At 37.8% G+C, this 23,087-nt stretch carries 19 protein-coding genes; 16 read left to right on the forward strand and 3 right to left on the reverse strand.

Annotation, left to right across the window (positions count from 1 at the left end; all coding sequences use genetic code 11):
• Window positions 1-55: 55 nt before the first annotated feature.
• The 16 genes from K6V26_RS11090 to K6V26_RS11165 all read left to right on the forward strand — a co-directional run bounded on the left by K6V26_RS11090 (window position 56) and on the right by K6V26_RS11165 (window position 17,986).
• A complete protein-coding gene (locus K6V26_RS11090; protein ID WP_007656214.1) occupies window positions 56-421 on the forward strand; it encodes a response regulator in 366 nt (121 codons plus the stop codon).
• Window positions 422-456: 35 nt separating this feature from the next.
• Window positions 457-1,638: a sugar transferase gene (locus K6V26_RS11095; RefSeq protein ID WP_046147254.1), complete on the forward strand. Its 1,182-nt coding sequence runs from the start codon at window positions 457-459 to the stop codon at window positions 1,636-1,638.
• Window positions 1,639-1,645: 7 nt separating this feature from the next.
• The gene (locus K6V26_RS11100) at window positions 1,646-2,431 is read left to right on the forward strand and encodes a TolC family protein (protein ID WP_224265355.1); all 786 of its coding nucleotides are present in this window, start codon (window positions 1,646-1,648) and stop codon (window positions 2,429-2,431) included.
• A 3-nt stretch (window positions 2,432-2,434) separates the two neighbouring features.
• Window positions 2,435-4,594 carry a GumC family protein gene (locus K6V26_RS11105; RefSeq protein ID WP_007656208.1) on the forward strand — a complete coding sequence of 720 codons (2,160 nt, stop codon included), beginning with the start codon at window positions 2,435-2,437 and terminating at the stop codon, window positions 4,592-4,594.
• Between the two features lie 2 nt (window positions 4,595-4,596).
• Complete coding sequence (locus tag K6V26_RS11110; RefSeq protein ID WP_224265356.1) at window positions 4,597-6,054, forward strand: O-antigen ligase family protein; 1,458 nt, start codon at window positions 4,597-4,599, stop codon at window positions 6,052-6,054.
• A 22-nt stretch (window positions 6,055-6,076) separates the two neighbouring features.
• Window positions 6,077-7,306, forward strand: coding sequence for a glycosyltransferase (locus K6V26_RS11115; protein WP_224265357.1), 1,230 nt, complete (start codon window positions 6,077-6,079; stop codon window positions 7,304-7,306).
• Window positions 7,290-8,402 (forward strand): glycosyltransferase family 4 protein, encoded by a 1,113-nt coding sequence (locus K6V26_RS11120; RefSeq protein ID WP_010802894.1) that lies wholly within the window; start codon window positions 7,290-7,292, stop codon window positions 8,400-8,402. The genes K6V26_RS11115 and K6V26_RS11120 overlap by 17 nt, the downstream gene beginning before the upstream one ends.
• A 9-nt stretch (window positions 8,403-8,411) precedes the next feature.
• Window positions 8,412-9,035 (forward strand): acyltransferase, encoded by a 624-nt coding sequence (locus K6V26_RS11125; protein ID WP_007656198.1) that lies wholly within the window; start codon window positions 8,412-8,414, stop codon window positions 9,033-9,035.
• Between the two features lie 10 nt (window positions 9,036-9,045).
• Window positions 9,046-9,978: a glycosyltransferase family 2 protein gene (locus K6V26_RS11130; protein WP_224265358.1), complete on the forward strand. Its 933-nt coding sequence runs from the start codon at window positions 9,046-9,048 to the stop codon at window positions 9,976-9,978.
• Window positions 9,979-9,983: 5 nt separating this feature from the next.
• Complete coding sequence (locus K6V26_RS11135) at window positions 9,984-11,429, forward strand: lipopolysaccharide biosynthesis protein (RefSeq protein ID WP_010802892.1); 1,446 nt, start codon at window positions 9,984-9,986, stop codon at window positions 11,427-11,429.
• Window positions 11,426-12,541 (forward strand): glycosyltransferase family protein, encoded by a 1,116-nt coding sequence (locus K6V26_RS11140; RefSeq protein ID WP_010802891.1) that lies wholly within the window; start codon window positions 11,426-11,428, stop codon window positions 12,539-12,541. The genes K6V26_RS11135 and K6V26_RS11140 overlap by 4 nt, the downstream gene beginning before the upstream one ends.
• 20 nt (window positions 12,542-12,561) lie before the next feature.
• Window positions 12,562-13,326, forward strand: a complete 765-nt coding sequence (locus tag K6V26_RS11145; RefSeq protein WP_007656188.1) for a class I SAM-dependent methyltransferase — start codon at window positions 12,562-12,564, stop codon at window positions 13,324-13,326.
• Between the two features lie 180 nt (window positions 13,327-13,506).
• Complete coding sequence (locus K6V26_RS11150) at window positions 13,507-14,682, forward strand: glycosyltransferase (protein ID WP_122328992.1); 1,176 nt, start codon at window positions 13,507-13,509, stop codon at window positions 14,680-14,682.
• The gene (locus K6V26_RS11155) at window positions 14,675-15,562 is read left to right on the forward strand and encodes a glycosyltransferase family 2 protein (RefSeq protein ID WP_010802889.1); all 888 of its coding nucleotides are present in this window, start codon (window positions 14,675-14,677) and stop codon (window positions 15,560-15,562) included. The genes K6V26_RS11150 and K6V26_RS11155 overlap by 8 nt, the downstream gene beginning before the upstream one ends.
• Window positions 15,563-15,572: 10 nt before the next feature.
• Complete coding sequence (locus tag K6V26_RS11160; protein WP_224265359.1) at window positions 15,573-16,760, forward strand: glycosyltransferase family 2 protein; 1,188 nt, start codon at window positions 15,573-15,575, stop codon at window positions 16,758-16,760.
• 107 nt (window positions 16,761-16,867) lie between these two features.
• On the forward strand, window positions 16,868-17,986 hold the full coding sequence (locus K6V26_RS11165) for a hybrid sensor histidine kinase/response regulator (protein ID WP_010802887.1): 1,119 nt from the start codon (window positions 16,868-16,870) through the stop codon (window positions 17,984-17,986).
• A gap of 33 nt (window positions 17,987-18,019) precedes the next feature.
• Here the strand turns inward: K6V26_RS11165 and K6V26_RS11170 are convergent, their stop codons facing one another.
• The 3 genes from K6V26_RS11170 to K6V26_RS11180 all read right to left on the reverse strand — a co-directional run bounded on the left by K6V26_RS11170 (window position 18,020) and on the right by K6V26_RS11180 (window position 23,086).
• Entirely contained in the window at window positions 18,020-18,556 is a 537-nt protein-coding gene (locus K6V26_RS11170) for a GNAT family N-acetyltransferase (RefSeq protein WP_046147268.1), read from the reverse strand.
• A gap of 189 nt (window positions 18,557-18,745) precedes the next feature.
• Window positions 18,746-20,041 carry a TolC family protein gene (locus K6V26_RS11175; RefSeq protein WP_048315999.1) on the reverse strand — a complete coding sequence of 432 codons (1,296 nt, stop codon included), beginning with the start codon at window positions 20,039-20,041 and terminating at the stop codon, window positions 18,746-18,748.
• Window positions 20,042-20,044: 3 nt separating this feature from the next.
• Entirely contained in the window at window positions 20,045-23,086 is a 3,042-nt protein-coding gene (locus K6V26_RS11180; protein WP_224265360.1) for an efflux RND transporter permease subunit, read from the reverse strand.
• Between the last annotated feature and the right edge of the window lies 1 nt (window position 23,087).

Genomic DNA, 23,087 nt, shown 5'->3' on the forward strand with positions numbered 1-23,087 from the left:
ATTATTTTAATTTTGTGCATTGAAGCAAATAAAAACAGCACTAGTATATAAAAACATGAAACAGTCAATTCTATTGGTTGATGATAAGCCGGAGATAGCAAAGATTATAATGCTTTATTTATCTTCTCTATATGACGTCACATATAGAGAAAATCCGATTAAAGCTATAGCCTGGCTTAATGAAGGAAATATTCCTGACGGAGTGATATCCGATTTGAATATGCCCGAAATGAGTGGAGAAGAATTCTTATGTTATCTAAAGGCGAATGCTCTTTTTAATCACATTCCGGTATTGATTCTGTCAAGCGTTGAAAGTAGCGCGAACAGAATACGTCTTTTTGAAGAAGGGGCAGAAGATTTTATTCTGAAACCTTTTAATCCTGAAGAATTAAGGGTTCGGGTAAAAAGACTTTTGAGATAAATAACTAAACGCTAGGGTAAATAACAACATTTTGTATGGAATATATCTTTTGGGGACATAATATTCCTCTTGCCGCTCACTTACGTGAAACTTTGCAATGCAAAATCATCGAATGTATCACCTTCCAGCAGATAAAATCTTGTCTATCCAGTATTGAATACATCGATTTTTGTGTTTTTATGGAGAGGTCCGATATGGCAACAGATATACCCACTATCGCTCAACTGCATAAATTATATCCTACCTTATACATTATTTTAATCAGTGAAACGTTAAGTAAGGAAGAGAAAATTCCTTATCTGAGAGCTGGCACTGATTGCATGATATCAAAGAACACCTCCAAGGATGATTTGCAGAAATTATTTTCTGTTATTATTGATTTTAAAGAAAAGGAAAAAGCCAGAAAAGATAATCAGATATCATCTTTGACAGAATTCAGACTCCCTTTATGGAAGCGAACATTCGATATCCTGGCTTCGGGGTCCGCTATTCTTTGCTTATCCCCGATACTTATCCTGACAGCATTAGCTATTCGTACCGAAAGTAATGGAAAGATTGTATATAAATCGAAACGTGTAGGCAGCAATTATAAGATTTTTGACTTTTACAAGTTCCGTTCCATGTATTCGGATGCAGACAAACGGCTGGCTGAATATCAGCAATTAAATCAGTATACAAAAAATATAGCCGAAGAAGAGTCTTTAAACTCTTCTTCGGCTGCTGAGATATCTCAGCGATCCTGTTCCAGCGAACAGAAACAAGAACAGGAACAGGATATACTTTTATTTTCGGACAACCTAAGTACTTCCGAAAATAACTACCTAAAAACTAAACGAACCGAACGTTCTAATGCCTTCTTCAAACTGGAAAACGACCCACGAATCACTCGCGTCGGTCATTTCATTCGAAAATATAGTATTGATGAACTTCCGCAATTATTCAACATCCTAAAAGGTGATATGTCTGTTGTAGGAAACCGTCCTCTCCCCCTTTACGAAGCCGAATTGCTTACAAGCGACGAATATGTGCAACGTTTCATGGGTCCTGCCGGACTGACCGGACTCTGGCAAGTTGAAAAACGGGGTGGTGCAGGAAAAATGTCTGCCGAAGAGCGGAAACAACTGGATATCAAGTACGCAAAAGAGTTTTCTTTCCGTATGGATATGAGGATCATTATTAAAACGTTCACAGCGTTTATCCAAAAGGAGGATGTATAAATATCTGATGAAAAATATTCTCATTATATTGTTACTGATAAATACGTCTTACTGTTTCTGTCAAAAAAAGAAAAGCAACTATTTTGACAAAACTACAACAGTAGAAGTAACAGCCATGGTCAATGCAGATTCTATACAGGCCATGTTAGACGACTATGAACGGGTTCAACTTCCTCCTCTTTCTGTTTTCTTACAATCTGTTTACGATCATCCTTCAATAAAGATATATGAAGCCAAACGGGAAGAAGCTAATGCTGAAATGAAAGTGTCAAGGAGAGAATGGCTAAACTATTTCAGGATATACGGACAATACCAATACGGAAGAATCGTGCAATTATCATCAACAGAAACAGTTGATGATCCTTTACTTATGACAAGTCTAGGAAGTAATAAAAGCACTTATAGCGCAGGACTATCCATATCAATACCTTTCGGCGATTTGGCCAGCCGCAAGCAAAAGATAAGAGCCAAGAAAGCACATTTCCGCCAACTGGATTACGAATATGAGATGTCAATAGAAGAACGAAAATTAAAAATATTGGAAGCTTATAATAATGTATTACAATCTTTAGCTACCCTGAAAGCTAAATCAGATGCTGCTGCATTATATAATGCCCAAATGAAAATATCCGAACAAGACTTCATTAACGGAAAAATTGGTATCGGAGAACTCTCTATAGAGAAAGGAAGACGTACTAATGCAATCATCCTTTATCAGGAAGGACGAACAGCTTTACATAATGCTGTCACTCTACTAGAGATGCTCACAAATGTAAAGATCATAAACAGATAACTTATGGATATCACACTCTATATATCCCGTTTTCTACATCGCATTCGCTATCAACTAATATTAGGAACGTTAGTTGTCACAGCGTTAGTTGCATACTTTACACAGTTCATGCAAAAAAAATATACCGTGAGTACATCTATCTATACTGGCATTACATCCAATACCGGATTAGAGAGTGAAAGTAAACCGGATTGGATGAGTGTAAACAATACTTTCGATAATCTAGTAAATCTGACTAAGTCAAAAGGAACTTTAGAAACCGTATCAATGAAATTATTAGCATTGAATCTTATTAATGGAGATCCCAATATAGATAATAAATATATTACAGCCAAAAACTATCAGAACCTGGTTAGTTTTGTTCCTAAAGAAGTCCTGAATTTAATTGATAAAGATTCTTTTAAGAAAACGATAATTAATCTTGAGAAATACAAACAAAGTGATACGCATAATTTCTTGTATAAGCTATTTAACGGATTCACTCCTTATTATAGTTATAATGCATTATCCCAAATCATTGTAAAACGCCTGGGGAATAGCGACTTGATTGATATTGCTTACACATCTACGGACCCTGGTATCACATTAACAACTGTGAAACTCCTTAGTGAAGAGTTACGCTTTTCATATAATCAATTAAAATATAAAACTGCTGACGACATCGTAAAATATTACGAAGCCGAGCAAAAGAGATTACGAAGTCAATTAAACAATCTCGAAAACGAACTTACGGATTACAATATCAAGAATAGCGTAATAAATTATCAGGAACAAACAAAAGCTATTGCCGGTTCATTTTCAGATTTTGAGAATCGCTATGAAGAAGTAATTCGCAGAATCAATAGTTCTTCACAATTACTTGAAGGCCTTGAACAATACATGCGAGTTCGCGTCAAGTTAGTACAAGCTAACGACGAGTTTATCAAAGCCTTAGAAGAAATATCTAAAATAAATGGAAAAATAACGGAAATAGAAATATTTACAACGGAAGATACTCAAAATGACGATCCAGAATTATTGAAATACAAAAATGATTTAAAGAATGCAGAGAAAAAAGTAGCAACACTGACAGAACAAATCAATAATTATAAAGAAAGTAAGGAAGGTATTTCTATTGATGGATTAGTCAATGAGTGGTTGGCACAAACCATTATCAACATCAAAGCAAAAGCTGAATTGAAGATATTAGACCAAAGGAAAAAAGAATTCACTGAACAATATAAGACATATTCTCCTGTAGGAACCCAGATAAACAGACAAGAGCGTGAAATACATGTGACAGAAGAAGCTTATTTGCAGGTGTTACATGCCCTGAATATGGCAAAAATGAAACAAAAGAATTTGCAATTAACTACTGCAACATTGAACACAATATCAGAACCGACATTCCCTCTTTTCAGTGATAAAAGCAAACGAATGTTGTTAATCATAGCTGCGTTTGCCGGTAGTATAATATTCATTATCGGTCTAAATTTAATCGTAGAATTATTAGACAGAACTCTACGAGATGCAGAACGTGCCCGCAGACTTACTAAAATGAATGTTTTAGGCGCTTTCACGGGTAACCAGCAATTAAAATACAGAGGATTTATAAAAGCTTGTAACAGAATATCTGCAGCCTATACGCATAATCGATTTATTCAACACATGAAAAAAGGAAAAACCTTTCATATTAATATACTAAGTATAGAAAGAAAAGAAGGGAAAAGTTTTGTTTGCCAATATTTATTAGAATATTGGAAAGAAATCGGATTCAATGTCAAATATCTGGTAGCGGGAATAGATTTCCCAATTGATGCAACATATCTATCTTCAGGAGAAATAAGTTCCTACATAGAAGACTATGATCAAATGGATATTCTCCTATTGGAATATCCTTCTATTAAAGATAATAGTCTGCCGATTTGTCTATTAAATAAAGCAGATGTAAACCTTTTAATAGCTAATGCCCATAGAGTATGGAAGAATAGTGATGAAGAATTTGTGAAATATCTAATGGACATGGCTCAAGACAAGCCGTTATTCCTTTATTTAAATAATGCAAGCCGTGAAGCTGTAGAAGATTTTACAGGTCAATTGCCTCCGGAAACTTCTATACGTTCATTTTCCAATCGTATTATATATATGGGATTAACCGCAAGAAACTCTGCTATAAAGGAATAAGTATGAATAACAGTAATTACATACCAGTTGAAACTCGTTCAATAAAGCTTCTCTATCTTATTATATTGATAGGGCTGGTTGGTATTCTCATGGCTTTATTATCCATGAATATGGTACTTTTTGCAGGAATTACAGCACTTCCACTAATATGTATCGCAGGAATCCTAATCTTAAGATATCCTCAGTTAATGTTATTCATAATCTTTACTATCAATTATTTCATTTTGGGGATCACCCGTTATATGCCTATAGAAGGAATAAGTATAATCATGGATATTTTATATGTACTTACCCTTGTACTTATTTTTGTGCATAGTGCACTCTATCATAATATAGAATGGAAAAGAAGCTTCCACATTCTAAGTGCATTATCAGCATTATGGGCCTTCTATTGCATTTTGGAAGTGATGAATCCAAGTGCAGTATTTGAAGGGTGGATTTTATCTAGAGGGTTAATCATTAACGGACTAATTATAACAATTCTTACCTCACTACTATGTACCAGATACAAAACATTGAAAGTTCTTTTATTTACATTTTCATTATTCACTATATTGGCCATATTAAAAACCTTTATGCAAAAATATTTTGGTTTTGATACCTATGAAACCCGATGGCTCAACAATGGAGGTGCAACGACCCATATAATTCATTCCGGTATACGTTATTTCTCCTTCTTCACAGATGCGAGTAACATGGGATCCAATATGGGAGGTGCTGGTATTATTTTTGGTATAACATCTTTGTATATGAAAAATAAAACTTTCAAGATTTATTACGCAAGCGTAGCTATTGCTTCTTTGTATACAATGATGCTTTCCGGTACTCGAGGGGCAATAATTGTACCACTGGCCGGATTAGCACTTTATACCGTAGTAAGCAAACAGACTCGGTCTATTTTAATTGGAACAGCTTCTTTAGTTCTGATTTACGTGTTCTTCGCTTTTACAATGATCGGTCAAAGTAATGCGACTATCAGAAGAATGAGAACAGCATTTACACCAAGTAAAGATGCTTCATATATTGTCCGTAAAGAAAACCAGAAAAGATTAAAAGAATATTTAAAATACAAACCATTCGGAGAAGGATTAGGATTATCTGGTGATGGTTTGGGTGTGAAAGTATCCAGACGTTTTACAACATCTATTCCTACTGATTCTTGGTATGTCAAGATATGGGTTGAAACAGGAATCATTGGTTTAATATTATATTTAGGTATGGTTTTTATTACCATAGCTCGTGGAACATGGATTTTAATGTTTAATATATATGATCCCGAACTAAAAGGGATACTGACAGGATGGCTATGTGCTATATTCGGTATGTTTTTAAGTGCATATGGAAATTCATTTTGGGGACAATTCCCCACGATGGTTATAGTATTCATGGGTATGAGTTTCATTTTAAACGGAAAATATTTTGATAAGGAACTCAGTGATAAAATCAAATATTATTCATAAACCGACTAGTTGATAATAAAACATGATAGAACTATTATTTAGCTTAAAAAATAACTGGATAGATCAACAGGAGTATTTATTTCTGCTTATAGATGCTGTTTTGTTTTTACTTTTCTTTATAGCAGTCTTATATCTATTCATTTTTGCAGCCTATTCTAAAAAAAAGGCTGTCTATTCTTATCCTAAAGCAAATAAGAAACACAGATATGTCATATTGTTCCCAGCCTATATGGAAGATGATGTGATTGTCGATTCTGTACAATCGTTTTTCAAGCAGGATTATCCAAGAGAGTTATATGATGTGATCGTGATATCTGATCAAATGCGAGAAGATACAATCGCCAGATTGGAGGGAACAACAGCAATGGTGACCCAAATATCTGATCCGAGAAGTACTAAGATCTATGCATTACAAAAAGCGATCGAATACATAGAAGACAACAAATTATCTTATGATATGGTAGTTGTACTCGATGCGGATAATGTAGTAAATCCTCATTTCCTGGATAAAATAAACGATGCCTTCTATTCCGGATGCTTGGCAATACAAACACATAGAGTTGCTAAGAACCGGGATACAAACACGGCTGTATTAGACGCTGTCAGTGAAGAAATTAATAACTCTATTTTTAGAAAAGGACATACACGCCTTGGATTTTCTTCCGGTTTAAGTGGGTCAGGAATGGCTTTCGAATATGATCTATTCAAAAAGATGATCCAGGATATTGATGAAATAGGCGAAGACAAACACATGGAACGCAAATTACTTTTACAAAATATATATATTGAATATCTGGAAGATGTCTATACCTATGATGAAAAAGTAAGAGATAAAAAAGAATTTTACAACCAACGACGCCGTTGGTTAGCGACTCAATTCAATAATCTGTTTTCAGGGATCTCTCAATTACCCGGAGCGATGTTGAGCGGGAAATGGGATTATTGTGATAAGCTATTCCAATGGATGATACCCCCCCGTATTTTGTTGTTAGGATTCGTTATCCTTATCGCTTGTTTTTTAACTATTATAAATATATTTCTATCAATTAAATGGTGGGGATTATTACTTTTCATTGGTATAACCTTCAGTTTAGCAGTTCCCGATTATCTGGTTGATAAGCAGTTTAAAAAGGCAATCATCAGTTTGCCAATTCTGTTTTTTCTTATGTTTCTAAACCTTTTCCGGTTAAGAGGAGGAAGCAAAAAATTTATCCATACTAAACACTCTGTAAAATATGAAAATAGCCATTGAAGCTCAACGTATATTCCGTTCTAATAAACATGGAATGGACTTCGTTGCTTTAGAAAGCATACGGGAATTACAAAAAATAGATAAAGAGAATGAGTATTATATTTTTGTAAGTCCGGGAGATGATCGCTGTCTGGAGGAGACTCCCAATATGCATATCATAGAAGTCAACTGTCCTACATATCCACTTTGGGAGCAGATTGCCTTACCTCGTGCCGTAGCAAAGATAAAAGCAGATTTACTACATTGTACAAGTAACACAGCTCCTATTTATTGCCCGGTACCCTTGATACTGACACTACATGATATTATATTTTTAGAACCGCGGCAAAGCGGAAATAAATCGTGGTATCAAAATATGGGATGGTATTATCGTCGCTGGATCGTTCCTCGCATTCTCCCCCAATGCAAAAAGATCATCACAGTCTCCAATTTTGAATGTAACCGTATTAAAAAGGCATTACATCTTTGTGAGAATCAGATAACGGCAATATACAATGGCTATAATCAGCATTTCCATCCAATACCTGATGTAGCATCTGTTACAGAAAAATATATAGCAGGTCAAGAGTATCTTTTCTTTTTAGGAAATACTGATCCTAAAAAAAATGTGCCACGCACATTAAAGGCTTATAGTATCTACTTAAAGAAGTCAGAGAAAAAACGTCCTCTACTGATTGCCGACTTAAAAGAAGACAAGCTAGATATTATACTTAAAGAACAAGGAATAGAAGAGATCAAACCTTATCTCTCCTATCCGGGATACATTCCCAACAAGGATTTGGCTTATTTATATAATGGAGCATATGCTTTTCTATATACATCACTCCGGGAAAGTTTTGGTATCCCTATGCTTGAAGCAATGGCTTGCGGCACACCTGTAATTGCGGGAAATACTTCTGCCATGCCGGAAATTGCAGGTGAAAAAGGAATACTGGCAGATCCATTCAATGAAGAAGATATTGCAAATAAATTACTCTTATTAGAGAATGATCATCAATATTATGTCGGACAAGTCGATTACGGATTACAACGAGTAAATAAATTCTCCTGGAAGAGTACAGCTTTATCTTTATTAAAAATCTATCGGAATATATAGGATAAAATTATGAATAGTAGTCTTAAAAAAAAAATAAAACAAAATGAGACACTAAAACATTTCATTTTGTTTTTAATATCATCTCCTAAAAATCCGAGGCCCAGACTTTGGGTTAAATGGTTTGTGAATCCTTTTTTGCATAAAAAAGGAAAAGGGGCTGTTATCAGAAGAAATCGGTCAAGAATAGATGTGTTTCCCTGGAATCAATTTGTTGTTGGTACAGATTCTTTAGTAGAAGACTTTACTACCATAAATAATGGTGCAGGAGATGTTATTATTGGAAATAATGCCAGAATAGGCATAGGATCTGTAGTTATCGGTCCGGCAAAGCTAGGGGATAAAGTTGGCTTGGGACAACATGTATTCATCTCAGGTTTTAACCACGGATATGAAGACGGTACTTGCGACTCCAATGAACAGCCTCTTGTAAAAAAAGAAGTTGTGATTGATAATGATTCGCATATAGGAGCAAACTCAGTCGTTGTAGCCGGAGTGCATATTGGAAAAAGGTGTCAAATCGGTGCAGGAAGTGTTGTTACCAAAGACATACCGGATTTCTGTATTGCTGTGGGAAACCCTGCAAAAATCATAAAAAGATATGATCCAAATATACAAAAGTGGATCAAAATATAACATGAATCCAATGTCAAACTCTATGGTTAGCATTATAATACCAGTATATAACACTGAAGAGTTCGTGGAAGAGGCCGTCAGGTCTATCATGAATCAAACCCTACAGGATATAGAAATCATTATTATAAATGATGGTTCTACAGATAACTCTTTATCCATAATCCGAAAATTAGCAAATGAAGATGACCGAATACAGATCTATAGCAGAGAAAATAAAGGTTTGTCCGCTACTCGTAATCAAGGAATTTATTTAGCTAAAGGGAAATATCTATATTTCATGGATAGCGATGACTATCTTGAACCTGACGCTTTGGAGTCATGTTTTCTCAAATGTGAGAAAAATGCTTTAGATTTTATTTTTTTCGATGCCAATATTCTTAACAAGGAGGCAGATTTCGATATCAACATTAATTATCAACGTAAAGATTGTACTAATCCTGATATATTGTATGATGGCATACAATTATTTACGCTCTTAATTGAAAACAGTAAATATACTCCGTCTGCTTGCTTAAATTTTATAAATACTAAGTTTCTGAAAGAAATAAATCTTCTTTTTCTTCCCGGCATTATCCATGAAGATCAGTTATTCAGTACTCTATTATATTTACAGTCAAATCGAGTGATGTGTATACACAAAGATTTTTTTAAGAGAAGACTTCGCTGTGACTCCATTATGACACGTAAATTCTCTTTAAAAAACATAGATAGTTATTTTATCATTACAGATAGATTATTTACTTATGCCTCTGAACATACAGAAACACGGTATATAGTTGATAAACATTTGTCTAAAATGTTGAATGCAGCCGTATGGTTATCTTACAAAATGCCTTTTAAAGATCGCTTATACATAGCAAGACGCTGTATCAAAGACTACAAAAGGTATGTCTCCGGAAAAAACATCCTTATTTTACTGTTTAAATCATTCTTAAAAAAATAGATTACATGTCTTCCACAAAGAAAGAACTTCTATCCGGTGTTTTTTATACGGCAATAGCTAAATATTCAGGAATAATAATATCCTTAGTAATAGCCGGGATACTAGCTCGTCTCATTGAGCCGGAAGATTTTGGCGTAGTAGCAATTGCAACAGTTATTATTTCTTTTTTTGGTATATTCAGCGATCTTGGAATAGCACCGGCAATCATACAAAATAAAGAATTATCCGAAAATGATCTCAGCAATATCTTTTCCTTTACCCTTTGGTTGGGTATTGGTATCTCTATGATTTTTTTCTTATGCTCATGGCCAATCTCCCATTTTTACGAAAGCGATACGTTATTAAGCATCTGTCAACTACTGTCACTGAACTTATTCTTCGCCTCTGCCAACATCGTACCAAATGCATTGTTATTCAAAGGAAAAGAATTTAAATTCATAGCATATCGTAGTTTAACAATTCAAATTGCCGGAGGAAGTTTAGCCATAACTGCCGCTTTTATGGGAGCCGGACTATATGCATTAATCATTAATCCTATATTGTCCAGTATATTACTATTTCTCATATCTTTTCAGAAAAAACCACAGAAGTTATCCGGTACATGGGGGATTCAATCCATGAAAAAAATTCTTAGCTTCTCTACTTATCAATTTATGTTCAATGTAATCAATTATTTCAGTCGGAATTTAGATAAATTGCTGATAGGAAAATATATGAATATGGTTTCATTAGGATATTATGAAAAATCATACCGTCTCATGATGTTGCCTCTTCAGAATATCACACATGTCATATCCCCGGTTATGCATCCTATATTCGCAGACTTTCAAAACGATTTGTCCAGGCTTTCAGATTCATATAATAAAGTAGTTCGTTTCCTGGCTTTTATTGGATTCCCCTTATCTGTGTTATTATGGTTTTGCTCTCGGGAAATAATCCTGATTATCTTTGGTGAACAATGGATGCCTTCTGTTCCTGTCTTTCAAATACTATCTATATCAGTCGGTATACAAGTAATCCTTTCTACCTCCGGATCCATTTTTCAAGCAGCAAATGATACTAAAAGTTTATTTATTTGTGGGGTATTCTCTACTCTGCTCAATATCATAGGAATATTAACCGGAATATTTTTTTTCAAGACATTAGAAGCTGTAGCATGGTGTATATCCCTTACATTTACAATAAACTTTGTACAATGTTATATCTGGATGTACAAAATCACCTTTAAACAAGATCTTCAGACATTTTGGAAGCAATTCGTCTCTCCCATTTTGCTTACAGGAATATTAATTGTTTGCATATTACCTATATATTATGTGTCGGACAAATATCCTATATACATCAGTCTATTATTAAAAGGCTGCATATCCGCAATAGTCTATGTAGCATACTTACAAATAAAAGGAGAATATGATATTATCAATCTGATTAAATCTAAAATTAAAAGATGAAAGCCCTATTCCTCGTATATCATGGTTTCAGTGAAACAAATGGTATCAGTAAAAAAATACATTATCAGGTAGATGCATTAAAGGCCTGTGGTTTAGATGTACAAACCTGTTATCTGAGCGAGTCCGATGGAAACAAATACAGGATGATCGATAATGCCATTTTATGTGATTATGGACGGGGAATAAAAGGAAAACTACTAAAACGGATTGAGTTCAATTCAATCGCAGATTATGCAATTAATGAAGGTATTCGTTTCGTATATATCCGTTCAGATCATAATGCCAACCCGTTTACGATCAAAATGGTAAAAAAAATGCGTAAAGCGGACATTCGTGTTGTTATGGAAATTCCGACTTACCCCTATGATAATGAGACACCCTCTTCCGAAAGAAAACTACAACGATTTCTGGATAAGTATTTCAGGAATAGTCTAGCCAAACAATTATGCCGGATTGTTACATTTTCTGATTATAAAAGTATTTTTGGTACTTCCACAATCCAGATATCCAATGGAGTCGATTTTAACAAAATAAAATTGAAACAAAAAACAAATGACACTTCTCACGAACTCCATTTGATTGGAGTCGCAGAGATACATTACTGGCATGGATTCGACCGTCTTGTACAAGGCCTGGTTAATTATTATAAGAAAGCCCCCGATTACAAAGTGTTTTTCCACCTAGTCGGTAATTTTTTTGGGGAAAGAGAGAAAAATGATATTTTACCACTGATTGAAACAAATCATCTGGAGCCTTATATCATTCTACATGGGGCAAAACATGGTGAAGAATTAGATCAGCTTTTTGAACAATCAGATATGGCCATTGGTAGTCTGGCGCGCCATCGTAGTGGTATAACCAATATAAAAACACTTAAGAACCGGGAATATGCGGCTCGCGGCTTATCTTTCATCTATTCGGAACAAGACAGTGACTTTGAGGACAAGCCTTACATCTTAAAGGTCCCGGCAGACGAAAGTCCTATTGAAGTAAATAAAATAATAGAGTTTTACAAAAAGTTAAATCCTATCCCTTTGGAAATAAGAAGCTCTATTCTTTCACTTTCATGGGAAGCACAAATGAATAAAGTTATAAAAGCGATAGAAGAATAAATAACTAAAAAATAAAAGCTATGGGACATCGTACACCAATAGATCGTTATGATCTGAATATTAAAAAGAGTGATTATGTATTAGAAGTAGGTAGCGGGCATAATCCCAGCTATCGGGCGAATGTAATTGTTGAGAAATACATCAGCTCGAACTATCACAGAAGTGGAGAGGTAAAGATATTCCCCCACCAGAAATTTATAAATGCGGATGGCGCCAGCATGCCATTCCAGAATAAAGAATTTGATTACATTATATGTAATCAGGTTCTTGAACACACTGATGATCCTATTGGATTTGTAAAAGAGTTACAGCGTGTTGCATCAAAAGGATATCTGGAACTACCTAGTTTAGTTGGAGAGTCCTTGTTTCCTAAATTAGCCCACAAATGGGTTTGTTTGGAAATAGATGGTAAACTAGTACTATTTGAAAAGGACAAATTGCCAAGGATATACCCCGACTACGGGAGAACTTTTCTCAATTTTCTTCCGTATCAAAGTCTGGCCTTAAGAACTTTCTATTTGTCCTACCATCAGGTCAATACAGTCAGATATGAATGGAATGATACAATTGATATACTAGTCAATCCGCAAGACGAATATTACAGATCCTTTTTTGAAAAGACATGGACTGAAGAGATGCAACATAAAATTTTCCCAATTCGTTCTAAACAACAAGATGTTGCAATATCAATAAAGGTCATTATGCATTTGATAAAAACAATGATAAAAAGGAGGATATTCGTTCACAAACCAATCTCTCTGGCAGAATATAATAATAGTAAATAAAATATTGCATGGACGTAAGTTATTCATAGCAAGCCTTCTGCAAAGTCTCTTATTTGCAGAAGGCTTGCATATATAATACAAGACGCCTCTTTGCTAAAAGTTTTTTGTATCAGAGGCGATAAAAACTTATTGAAAATCAAAGTTTACTAATATTTATCTCTATTTTTGTAAAAAAAAGAAATGAATCTTATTTTAAAAATAGATATTCTACTGTTTGTTATCACTGTACTATTCACAGGATACAATCTTTTTTTCACTTTGGCCTCTTTTGTCAAAAGAAAAAAAGGAAAGACAGACCATGTTAAAACACAAAGCATTGTAGTTATCTTTGCTGCCTATAAGGAAGACCGGGTAATAAAAGAATCTGTTGAAAGTTTTATGAAGCAAGATTATCCCCGGGATAAATTTCAGGTAGTAGTGGTCTCTGATCATATGGAGGAGGCAACCAATCTCGCTTTGGAGCAATTGCCAATAACTCTTTTTATTCCTGACTTTCAAGAAAGTATGAAGCATAAATCCATATCTTATGCATTAGATCACTTGGAAGGATTTGACCGGGTTATTATTATGGACGCCGACAACATTACCGACACAGACTTCCTGACCCGCATAAACCAAGCCACACAAACAGTTAAAGTATTGCAGGCCCACAGAACCCGGAAAAATGAAAACACATCCGTTGCCGTGTGGGATGGCATTTCAGAAGAGATAAATAATACTATATTCAGAAAAGGACGTGTGAACGTCGGACTATCATCAGCTTTGATCGGTTCCGGAATGGTTTTTGATTTTGAATGGCTGAAACAACATATGCATGAGTGCAAAACCTTTGCGGAAGACAAAGAACTGGAAGCTATCCTGGCCAGAGACAACATATTCGTAGATTACAGTGATGATATATATGTATATGATGAGAAGACCGCCAGACAAGACATTCTGATCAGACAACGATCAAGATGGTTCCATGCTCAGATTCTTGCATTTTCCCTGATAACAAAGGATTTTAATATAAGGAAGATAAATCTGTCATATATTGACAAGGTCATCCAATGGATCCCTTTCCCCAGACCAGTCCGTTTTTTGCTGATATTCCTGATGATACTCTTCTGGTCTGTCGTATCGTTTCCCGTTGCAATTAAATGGTATTGCCTGCTAATCATCAAAATAGGAACATATCTCTTAGCAATACCCCGGAATATGTACACCCAAGACTTTTTCGTCAGCATAACAAAACTACCATCAATGATGATAGCACTGTTACGCAGTTACACGGCTTCGATTTGCCGCGTAAAAAAGAAAGACATGAGTTTCAACAATACACCGCATCATATCACTAAAAAGAATAATCATGAATAAAAAAGTCTCCATAATAACTGTTAATTATAACGGGGTCACAGATACATGTGAAATGATTGAATCATTAAAACGGCATGAAAATTATCCTTACGAACTGATTGTTGTGGATAACGGTTCAGCCAGTCTGAATGATTACACTTTGTTAAAAGAAAAATATCCTGATGCAAAAGTAATACGAAACGATATAAACCTCGGATTTGCAGAAGGAAATAACATCGGCGTCAAACAGGCAACCGGTGATTACTTGTTTTTCCTGAATAACGATACGATCATTACCCGCCCTATTCTTGAGATACTGGTAAAACGGCTGGATAGTGATGAAAAAATAGGATGTGTCTCCCCTAAAACGACTTTCTGGCCGCAAAACAATAAACTGCAATATGCAGGAGCCACTCCAATGAGTTACATAACACTCCGTAACGAATTCATCGGCTACTCACAGGAAGACGACGGAAGGTTTGATGTCCCGCAGGAAACAGCCTTTGCCAATGGAGCAGCCATGATGATCCGGACGGCTGATATTCAAAAGTTCGGTTATATGAGCGAATACTATTTTTTGTATTATGAGGAACTGGATTGGTGTACCTTCATGCATAAAGCCGGATTTAGTATCTGGTATGAACCTCAGGCAGTCGTCGGACATAAAGAAAGTGCCAGTGTCGGTCTGCAAAGTCCGTTACAAGTATATTTTCATACCCGCAATCGCCTGATATTTGCCCAAAGAACATTGTCTGACCCATTTGAAAGGAAATGTTCCTATCTATATCAGCTTTTTGTTGCTTTACCTAAGCACTTTCTGATTTATTTATGCCAAGGAAAATTCAAGCTGATACTTCCTTTGCTTAAAGGAGGAATAGACGGAATCTCTTTTATCAGATAAATATAAAACCATGCAAGAAGTATTTTACACTGTAATCGAATGGCTATTTTGGATCGGTATCTTTATAGTCTTCTATACCTATCTGGGATACGGTATATTATTATATGTATTAGTAAAAGTAAAAGAACTCTTCAAAAAACCCATAAGCATAGGATTGCCTGAGCCTCTTCCTGAAGTTACTCTCTTCATTGCGGCATACAATGAAGAAGATATCGTTGCTTCCAAGATGGAGAACAGTCATGCCCTCGCCTATCCGACCGATAAGCTGAAAATCGTTTGGGTTACAGACGGGTCGAACGACCGTACGAATGAACTCCTGAAACAATACCCGGAAGTAACCGTGCTTTTCCAACCGCAACGAAGAGGGAAAACAGCCGCCTTGAACCGGGGTATACAATACATAACAACTCCCTACATTATCTTTACGGATGCAAATACCATGCTTAATAAAGAAGCCGTGCATGAAATTATCCGCCAATTCTCCAATCCGGAGGTCGGATGCGTAGCCGGAGAAAAAAGAGTGGAAACAAACACTGCCCAGGGAGCTACGGCGGGAGAAGGTATTTACTGGAAATACGAATCAGCCCTGAAAGCATTAGACTACCGGTTGTATTCGGCAGTCGGAGCAGCAGGAGAGTTATTTGCCGTACGGACGGAGTTATTCGAACAAATGCCGTCAGACACCCTGCTTGACGACTTCATTCTTTCATTACGTATTGCGCAAAAAGGATATAAAATAGCCTATTGTAAAGAAGCCTACGCTACCGAAACCGCTTCCCTCAATATGAAAGAAGAAGAAAAACGCAAAATACGCATTGCTGCCGGAGGACTGCAATCGGTCTGGCGTCTGCGAAACCTGTTCAACATCTTCCGTTATGGTATGCTTAGTTTTCAATTTGTGAGCCATCGTGTCTTACGATGGACCATTACGCCGGTCATGTTATTTCTTTTAATACCATTAAATATAATATTAGCCTGTTATGGAGGGTTTACTTATATATTTTTACTACTTTTACAAGTCGCATTCTATATAATGGCTTATGCCGGTTATATGATGGAACAGAAAAATGTTCGAAACAAGTTGTTTTTTATCCCCTACTACTTCTCTTTCATGAATATAAATGTGATAAGAGGTTTTTTCTATTTAGCTGGAAATAAAGGGAATGGAGCATGGGAGAAAGCAAAAAGAATTCAATAAAAAAAATAATTCTAAAATGTAACAAGGAAAACGCCTGTAAATTCAAACATTATTAATATTTTTGCGTACGCATAGTGATTGAATATCAAGAAAAGTTTAAATTTGATATGGATAATTTAGCAGCAGGATATACAGTATTGATCGTTGACGATGTACCAACCAACGTCATGTTAGTACAAGCTATATTAAAAAAAGAAGGCTACAGGCTATTAACCTGTGACAGCGGAGCCAAGGCTTTACGTCTGGCACATGACAAGCACCCTAATCTCATACTATTAGATATCATGATGCCGGAGATGGATGGATACGAAGTATTACAGCATCTTAAAAGTAATCCGGACACAAACGATATACCTGTTATTATCATGTCGGCCCTGAGTGATATGCAGAGTATAGTAAAAGGTTACCAGCTCGGAGCAACAGAATATGTGACGAAACCGTTCCAGAGAGAGGAATTGGTTAAGCGCGTAGCTCACCGTTTCGAGTTATTCAGCATTAAACGAATTAAGCAGGAACTGGAAAACACCATAGAATCCCGTGACACCCTTTATTCCGTTATCGCCCATGATCTGCGTTCGCCACTAGGTTCTCTGAAAATGATGAACAATGCGATCCTTATGATGGTAGATAAAGACCAGGTAAGTCCGGAAGTATTTGAAATGCTCCAGATGATGAACAAGACGTCGGAAGAAATCTTCCTGCTGTTGGATAATTTGCTTAAGTGGGCTAAAAACCGTCTGAAGAAACAAAATGTATATAAACAGGAAACTGATATAAACAGCTTGGTTTCAAGCACAGCAGAAATATATATCCCGATGGCAACCCAAAAAGGACTGACTATCCAATTACAGGACATGGACAAAGAACTATCCGGTTTTGTTGATATAGACATGATCAAAACAGTTGTCAGGAACCTTATTTCAAATGCTATTAAGTTCAGCTTTGAAGGCGGAACCATTACTATCGGTTCCAAGATAGAAGGAGACCATGTTGTTATCAGCGTCAAAGACTCCGGCAAGGGGATAAAGAAAGAAGACCAGGAAAAGCTGTTAAAACAGAATACTCACTTCACGTCCTACGGAACGAATAATGAAAAAGGTTCCGGATTAGGTTTGATGCTTTGCAAAGACTTTGTTGAACAGCATGACGGAAAGCTCTGGTTCGAGTCGGAAGAAGGTAAAGGTTCCACATTCTTCGCATCCCTGAAAGCGTTGAGTAAAGAATAAAAAGAAACTATATAATGAAAAAGGGAAGGTTCATCACCTTCCCTTTTTCATTATAACCCGATTCAAATCTGAAGCGAACCGCTTATATTCAATATCCGGTATGGTTTCTCCGGAGGAAAGAACAACTAACGAATGATCCGGATATCCATTTCTGTAAGCCGGATGGGTATGAGGATACGGATTTTCTACAAACCCATGTAACTGATAAAAATGCAAGCGGGCAGCAGAGACATTATCCGTAACAGGGTCTATTTCTAATAATACACGCCCACTTTCCTGCTCTATCAGATTCTTCAGAATCAAACCTCCCAGACCTTTCCCACGCTCATTCGGATGGATTGCAAAATGTTCCACATACGTATAACTATCGAATCTCCAATAAGCGATAAAGCCCAATAAAAGATCATTGACCGGATCAATATGACAATCCAAATGATACCGGCTGTCTGAAAACGCGTCCTGTTGCTGCTCCACAGTTCGTTGTTCATAGATTGGGAAACTTATATCATATATGTTTCTAAAAGCAGTATACCGCGGATGATCCGTTGCTGTCAATCTTATAATCTCCATCTTGTTTTTGTGTTCTTAAACGGATACAAAGATAAAAACTAATGCTTTCTAACCTGCAAGCAATTGTATTCAAATATAAACATACAACCTTTATACTGTTTCATTACTATGAAACAAATGTTTCTCCCTAATGAAACAAGTGTTCCACTAGGGAGAAACAGATTTTACTTAGTATGTATTTTCCAGAGGTCACTGCATCCGTCGGATACCAATAGCCTTATTATACTGGGCCAATGATGCTTTTTGCTGGTACCAGGTCTGGATCAGGCTGCTATAAGACTGTATCCATGACAACTGGGCAGAAAGGACATCGACAATAGGAAGCTTACCTTCGTTGTAACTGAATGTATTCAGATCCAGGTTCTCTTCTGCTATCTTACAAGCCTCTTCAGCGACATCGATCTGTTTAGTATTCTCTGTCAGACTTGTCCATGCATTAGCCACTTCCTGAGTGATCTGGTCGCGGGTATTATCCATTGCATACTCTTTACTGCGCAGCACGGCTTTTTGAGAATTTACTTCCTTGAAACGGGCACCCCAACGGAACAGAGGTATCTTTAAAGAGGCAAAGACAGCCGGTGTCCATAAGTTATCGGAGCCTTTTACGTTCAGCATAGGAGTTCCCCATGTACCTTGAAAACCGACAGACAGGGTCGGATTATATTTTGCTTTTGATAGGTTGATCTGTCTTTTCTGATACTCGATGTTCAGTTTGGAGATCAGATAGTCCGGCCGGTTTTCCAATGCTGCCGATTCACCGACCTGCATAGGCAATGGCAAAACCATCGTAATAGAGTCTGTGATCGTTACCGGTTCCATTGGAGGAACGCCCATCAGGACATTCAGATTCTGCAATGCAATCTGATAATCCTTATAAGCGGCACTTTTATTCAACTCGGCTTCCTTTAAACGGGCCTGTACCTGCAACAGGTCGGTCTTGCTGATCTGTCCGTCCTGAAAACGGAGAGTCAGCACGTTTGCCAGTTCCTGTACGATATCGACATACTGTGTCATTACAGCGTACATGCCTTTACGGGCGGCTACAGACCAATAGTTCATGTCGGCAGCATAAACGATGTTATCGGTCGTCAGCTCTTCGGCCTCGGTAGCGATCTGGCCCTGGATTTCGGCAGCCTTATAATTGTTGTAAATTTGTCCGCCGGCGTAAATAGGCTGGCTTACTGTGGCACCAAGACTATACGTATTATGGTCCATTTCAATACCGGGTATGCCATCTCCCATTCCCAATTCGTATTTATTTATACGGTATTGATAACTTCCGGAGAAATCCACAGCCGGGAAGAATGCAGTTTTAGCTGCTTTGATAGCATGCTGCATTGCAATCCGTTCTTCCGAACTTTGCTTGATCTGACGGCTGTATTCAAGTACTTTTTCTTTGTATTCGGCTGCCGTAATGGGCTGCACCTGTGCTTTCGCAGACAGGGCACCCAGTAACATACAACCTATTATCAGTTTACTTTTCATATCTTATTCCGATTTAATCTTAAAGAAAATACAATAGGTAACCGGAAGCACGAAGATGGTCAGGATGGTTGAGACAAACAAACCTCCCATGATCGTTGCGGCCATACCTGCAAACATCGCGTCTCCCAACAACGGAAGCATACCCAGAATCGTTGTACCCGAGGCCATCGTTACAGGAACGATACGTGTCTTAGTTGCCTCGATAACGGCATTGACAGGAGCCAGTCCGCTATCCATTTGCAAACCTATCTCATCGACAAGCACAATCGCATTCTTTATATTCATACCGATCAGTCCCAATAATCCCAGCATCGCAAAGAAGTCGAGCGACTTGCCGAATACCAGTAATCCCAGTACCACACCGATGAAGATCAACGGAAGCATAGCCATGATCAGCACTGGTTTACGGTAATATTTCGGGAAAAGGAACAACAGGGTAACATAGATCAGACCGAACATCAACGGAATATTGGCGGCAATCGCTTTGTTACCTTTATCCTGTTCGCTTTGTTCTCCGAAATAAGTCATCTTATAACCTTCAGGAACCTGTATTTGTTTCTGGGCTTCTGTCCAAAGATGGCTGAAAGCAGCCATGGTGTTGGCGCCGCGTTTCGGTTCACATTGCATCATCATGTATGGCTGACGGTTGTAACGTCTCACTACATTATATTCATAATCGAGAGAGAAATCGTCGATAACCTGTTCAACTTTGACGGAACGTCCTTTGGCACTGTAAACCGGCAATGTTCTAATATCGTTCAGGTTCATAGAATCCCTGTCGGCATCCTTCATCAGGATAGGCATGAAGACATCGCCTTCACGATATTCACCCAATGGTACACCGTTCGTTGCCGAACGAAGGGAATAAGCAACCTGCTGGCGGGTAATACCCAGGCGCAGACCTTTTTCCTGTGAGTACATCGGTTTCCATACCGGTACTTTATTCCCCCAGCTGTCACGCACTTCCATCACCTGGTCGTACTGACGGGCAATCTCTTTGACTTGTTCCGTTAAAGCGACCAGTGTATCCACATTGTCGCCGATAAAACCGATCTCGATAGCAGCATCAGGTACCGGAGACAAGGCGAACAAGGCTGAACGCGTCAGGATATCAGGATAGTTAGCCACCATATAGTCATAGAATTTACCTTCTTCCGCCTGTGCATCCTCCGCCTTTTTAGTCTCAATCAGCACATTGGCAAAGTTAGGTTTCGGACCTACCGACGAACTTGCCAGGTAATAACGAACCGGTGAACCTCCCAGGGTAAATGAATATGACTTGATATTCTCGTTCTTGCTCAGATAATCTTCGATCAACTTAACATTCTTCTCCACGTCGTAAATACTGTACCCTTCAGGGAAGATCAGGTCGGCACGGAAATAAGGTTTGTTCATGATCGGGAAGAAACTCTGCGGCATGATACTCATAATAAATAAGGAGAGGAACAATGTCGCAATCACGGAAGTAATAGTTATCCATCTGCGTTTGATCAGACGACCCAGCACCCCTTCGAATTTATGATACAGTTTCGTATCGTACGGATCCTTCGACTCGCCCGGTTTAGCCTCTTTCAGGATAAAGTTACCGAAAGTTGTTGTCTGAGTCAATGCCAGTACCCAACTTAAACCTAATGAAACAGCCAATACGATAAACAACGGTTTAACGATTTCGGCTACTGAAGCCGGAGCCAGATACATCGGCAGGAATGAACAGACAGCGATAAAGGTAGCTCCCAGCAATGCCCATTGCGGCTTGGTCGCCCCATCGATCAGAGCCTGATAACGGGACAATCCCCGCTTGATACCGACCTGCGCATTATCGGTTACAACTATCGCATTATCCACCAGCATACCCATCGCAATGATAAAGGCGGCCAGCGAAGTACGATTCAGTCCAACACCCCAGATCAACATAAGCAATAAAGTACCGCCCACCGAGAAGAGCAGCGAACTACCCACCAGCATACCGGCACGTGATCCCATCACCAGGAAGATCACCACAATTACAATCAGCAACGATTCGATCAGGTTCAGGATAAAACCATTGTTTGCCTCGTCTGCAATCTTATTTTCCGGATAGATCGTTTTCAGGTCCATTCCAACAGGGAACAATTGTTCCATCTCCTGAAGATGAGCCGCTACATCATTACCGACAGCCACCACGTCATCTTTAGCACCTGTTGCAACTCCGATACCGATAGCACGTTTGCCATCCACACGCATCAGATTGGAAGGAGGATCCATATAACCTCGTTCCACAATAGCAATATCTCCTAAACGGACCTCACTACCGCTTTTGGTTACGATCAACTGGTCACGGATATCCTGGATATTCTTATAGGTTCCTTCCGCCCGGACACGCAACTGGTAGTTACCCGTATTGATATCTCCGGTATTTACCAGCAGGTTTTGCGTTTGCAACACTTGCTGTATCGAGTTCGGGTCGATACCGAGATTTGCCAGTTTAGGAACTGAAATCCTTACATTAATAACTTGTGTCTGTTCACCGAACAGATATACTTTCTGAACACCGGGAACGGGAGACAGTTCCGTCTTGATCTTCTGAGCCCAGTCACGTAATTCATCATAGGTATAACCATCATCCGCACTCAAAGCGTAATAGATACCAAACACGTCTCCAAAATCATCGCTGACTGAGATGGAAGAAGCGCCACTCGGCAGGCGAGGTTCGATATTCGCCACCTTACGGCGAAGTTCATCCCACTTAACGGGCATGTTGTCAGGGTCGAGTGTCGGCTGAAGTTCAATCGAAATCTTAGACATACCGAAATAAGATTCAGACTTGATCTGAAGCACATCAGACATAGACTGGATCTCACGTTCGATTGGCTCGGTGACCAGTTTTTCTACCTCGAAAGGAGTCGCACCCGGATATTGTGTAACAAGCACAGCCTGCTTGATCACAAAGGGAGCATCTTCCTTCTTCGGCAATTTAAAGAAAGAGTATATACCACCTATCAGCATAACAGCCAGGAAGAAGTATATAATCTTCGTATTCTCTAAGGAATATTTTGGAATATTCATT

The organism is Parabacteroides goldsteinii (assembly GCF_020091425.1).
GTDB classification, from domain to species: Bacteria; Bacteroidota; Bacteroidia; order Bacteroidales; family Tannerellaceae; genus Parabacteroides; species Parabacteroides goldsteinii.

What these genes read in the sequence shown, in the direction of transcription:
- K6V26_RS11165 (WP_010802887.1), top strand. Translation starts at nt 16,868, where the DNA reads ATGGATAATTTAGCAGCAGGATATACAGTATTGATCGTTGACGATGTA.
- K6V26_RS11180 (WP_224265360.1), bottom strand. Translation starts at nt 23,086, where the DNA reads ATGAATATTCCAAAATATTCCTTAGAGAATACGAAGATTATATACTTC.
- K6V26_RS11175 (WP_048315999.1), bottom strand. Translation starts at nt 20,041, where the DNA reads ATGAAAAGTAAACTGATAATAGGTTGTATGTTACTGGGTGCCCTGTCT.
- K6V26_RS11095 (WP_046147254.1), top strand. Translation starts at nt 457, where the DNA reads ATGGAATATATCTTTTGGGGACATAATATTCCTCTTGCCGCTCACTTA.
- K6V26_RS11170 (WP_046147268.1), bottom strand. Translation starts at nt 18,556, where the DNA reads ATGGAGATTATAAGATTGACAGCAACGGATCATCCGCGGTATACTGCT.
- K6V26_RS11130 (WP_224265358.1), top strand. Translation starts at nt 9,046, where the DNA reads ATGTCAAACTCTATGGTTAGCATTATAATACCAGTATATAACACTGAA.
- K6V26_RS11125 (WP_007656198.1), top strand. Translation starts at nt 8,412, where the DNA reads ATGAATAGTAGTCTTAAAAAAAAAATAAAACAAAATGAGACACTAAAA.
- K6V26_RS11090 (WP_007656214.1), top strand. Translation starts at nt 56, where the DNA reads ATGAAACAGTCAATTCTATTGGTTGATGATAAGCCGGAGATAGCAAAG.
- K6V26_RS11140 (WP_010802891.1), top strand. Translation starts at nt 11,426, where the DNA reads ATGAAAGCCCTATTCCTCGTATATCATGGTTTCAGTGAAACAAATGGT.
- K6V26_RS11135 (WP_010802892.1), top strand. Translation starts at nt 9,984, where the DNA reads ATGTCTTCCACAAAGAAAGAACTTCTATCCGGTGTTTTTTATACGGCA.
- K6V26_RS11115 (WP_224265357.1), top strand. Translation starts at nt 6,077, where the DNA reads ATGATAGAACTATTATTTAGCTTAAAAAATAACTGGATAGATCAACAG.
- K6V26_RS11120 (WP_010802894.1), top strand. Translation starts at nt 7,290, where the DNA reads ATGAAAATAGCCATTGAAGCTCAACGTATATTCCGTTCTAATAAACAT.
- K6V26_RS11100 (WP_224265355.1), top strand. Translation starts at nt 1,646, where the DNA reads ATGAAAAATATTCTCATTATATTGTTACTGATAAATACGTCTTACTGT.
- K6V26_RS11150 (WP_122328992.1), top strand. Translation starts at nt 13,507, where the DNA reads ATGAATCTTATTTTAAAAATAGATATTCTACTGTTTGTTATCACTGTA.
- K6V26_RS11145 (WP_007656188.1), top strand. Translation starts at nt 12,562, where the DNA reads ATGGGACATCGTACACCAATAGATCGTTATGATCTGAATATTAAAAAG.
- K6V26_RS11155 (WP_010802889.1), top strand. Translation starts at nt 14,675, where the DNA reads ATGAATAAAAAAGTCTCCATAATAACTGTTAATTATAACGGGGTCACA.
- K6V26_RS11160 (WP_224265359.1), top strand. Translation starts at nt 15,573, where the DNA reads ATGCAAGAAGTATTTTACACTGTAATCGAATGGCTATTTTGGATCGGT.
- K6V26_RS11110 (WP_224265356.1), top strand. Translation starts at nt 4,597, where the DNA reads ATGAATAACAGTAATTACATACCAGTTGAAACTCGTTCAATAAAGCTT.
- K6V26_RS11105 (WP_007656208.1), top strand. Translation starts at nt 2,435, where the DNA reads ATGGATATCACACTCTATATATCCCGTTTTCTACATCGCATTCGCTAT.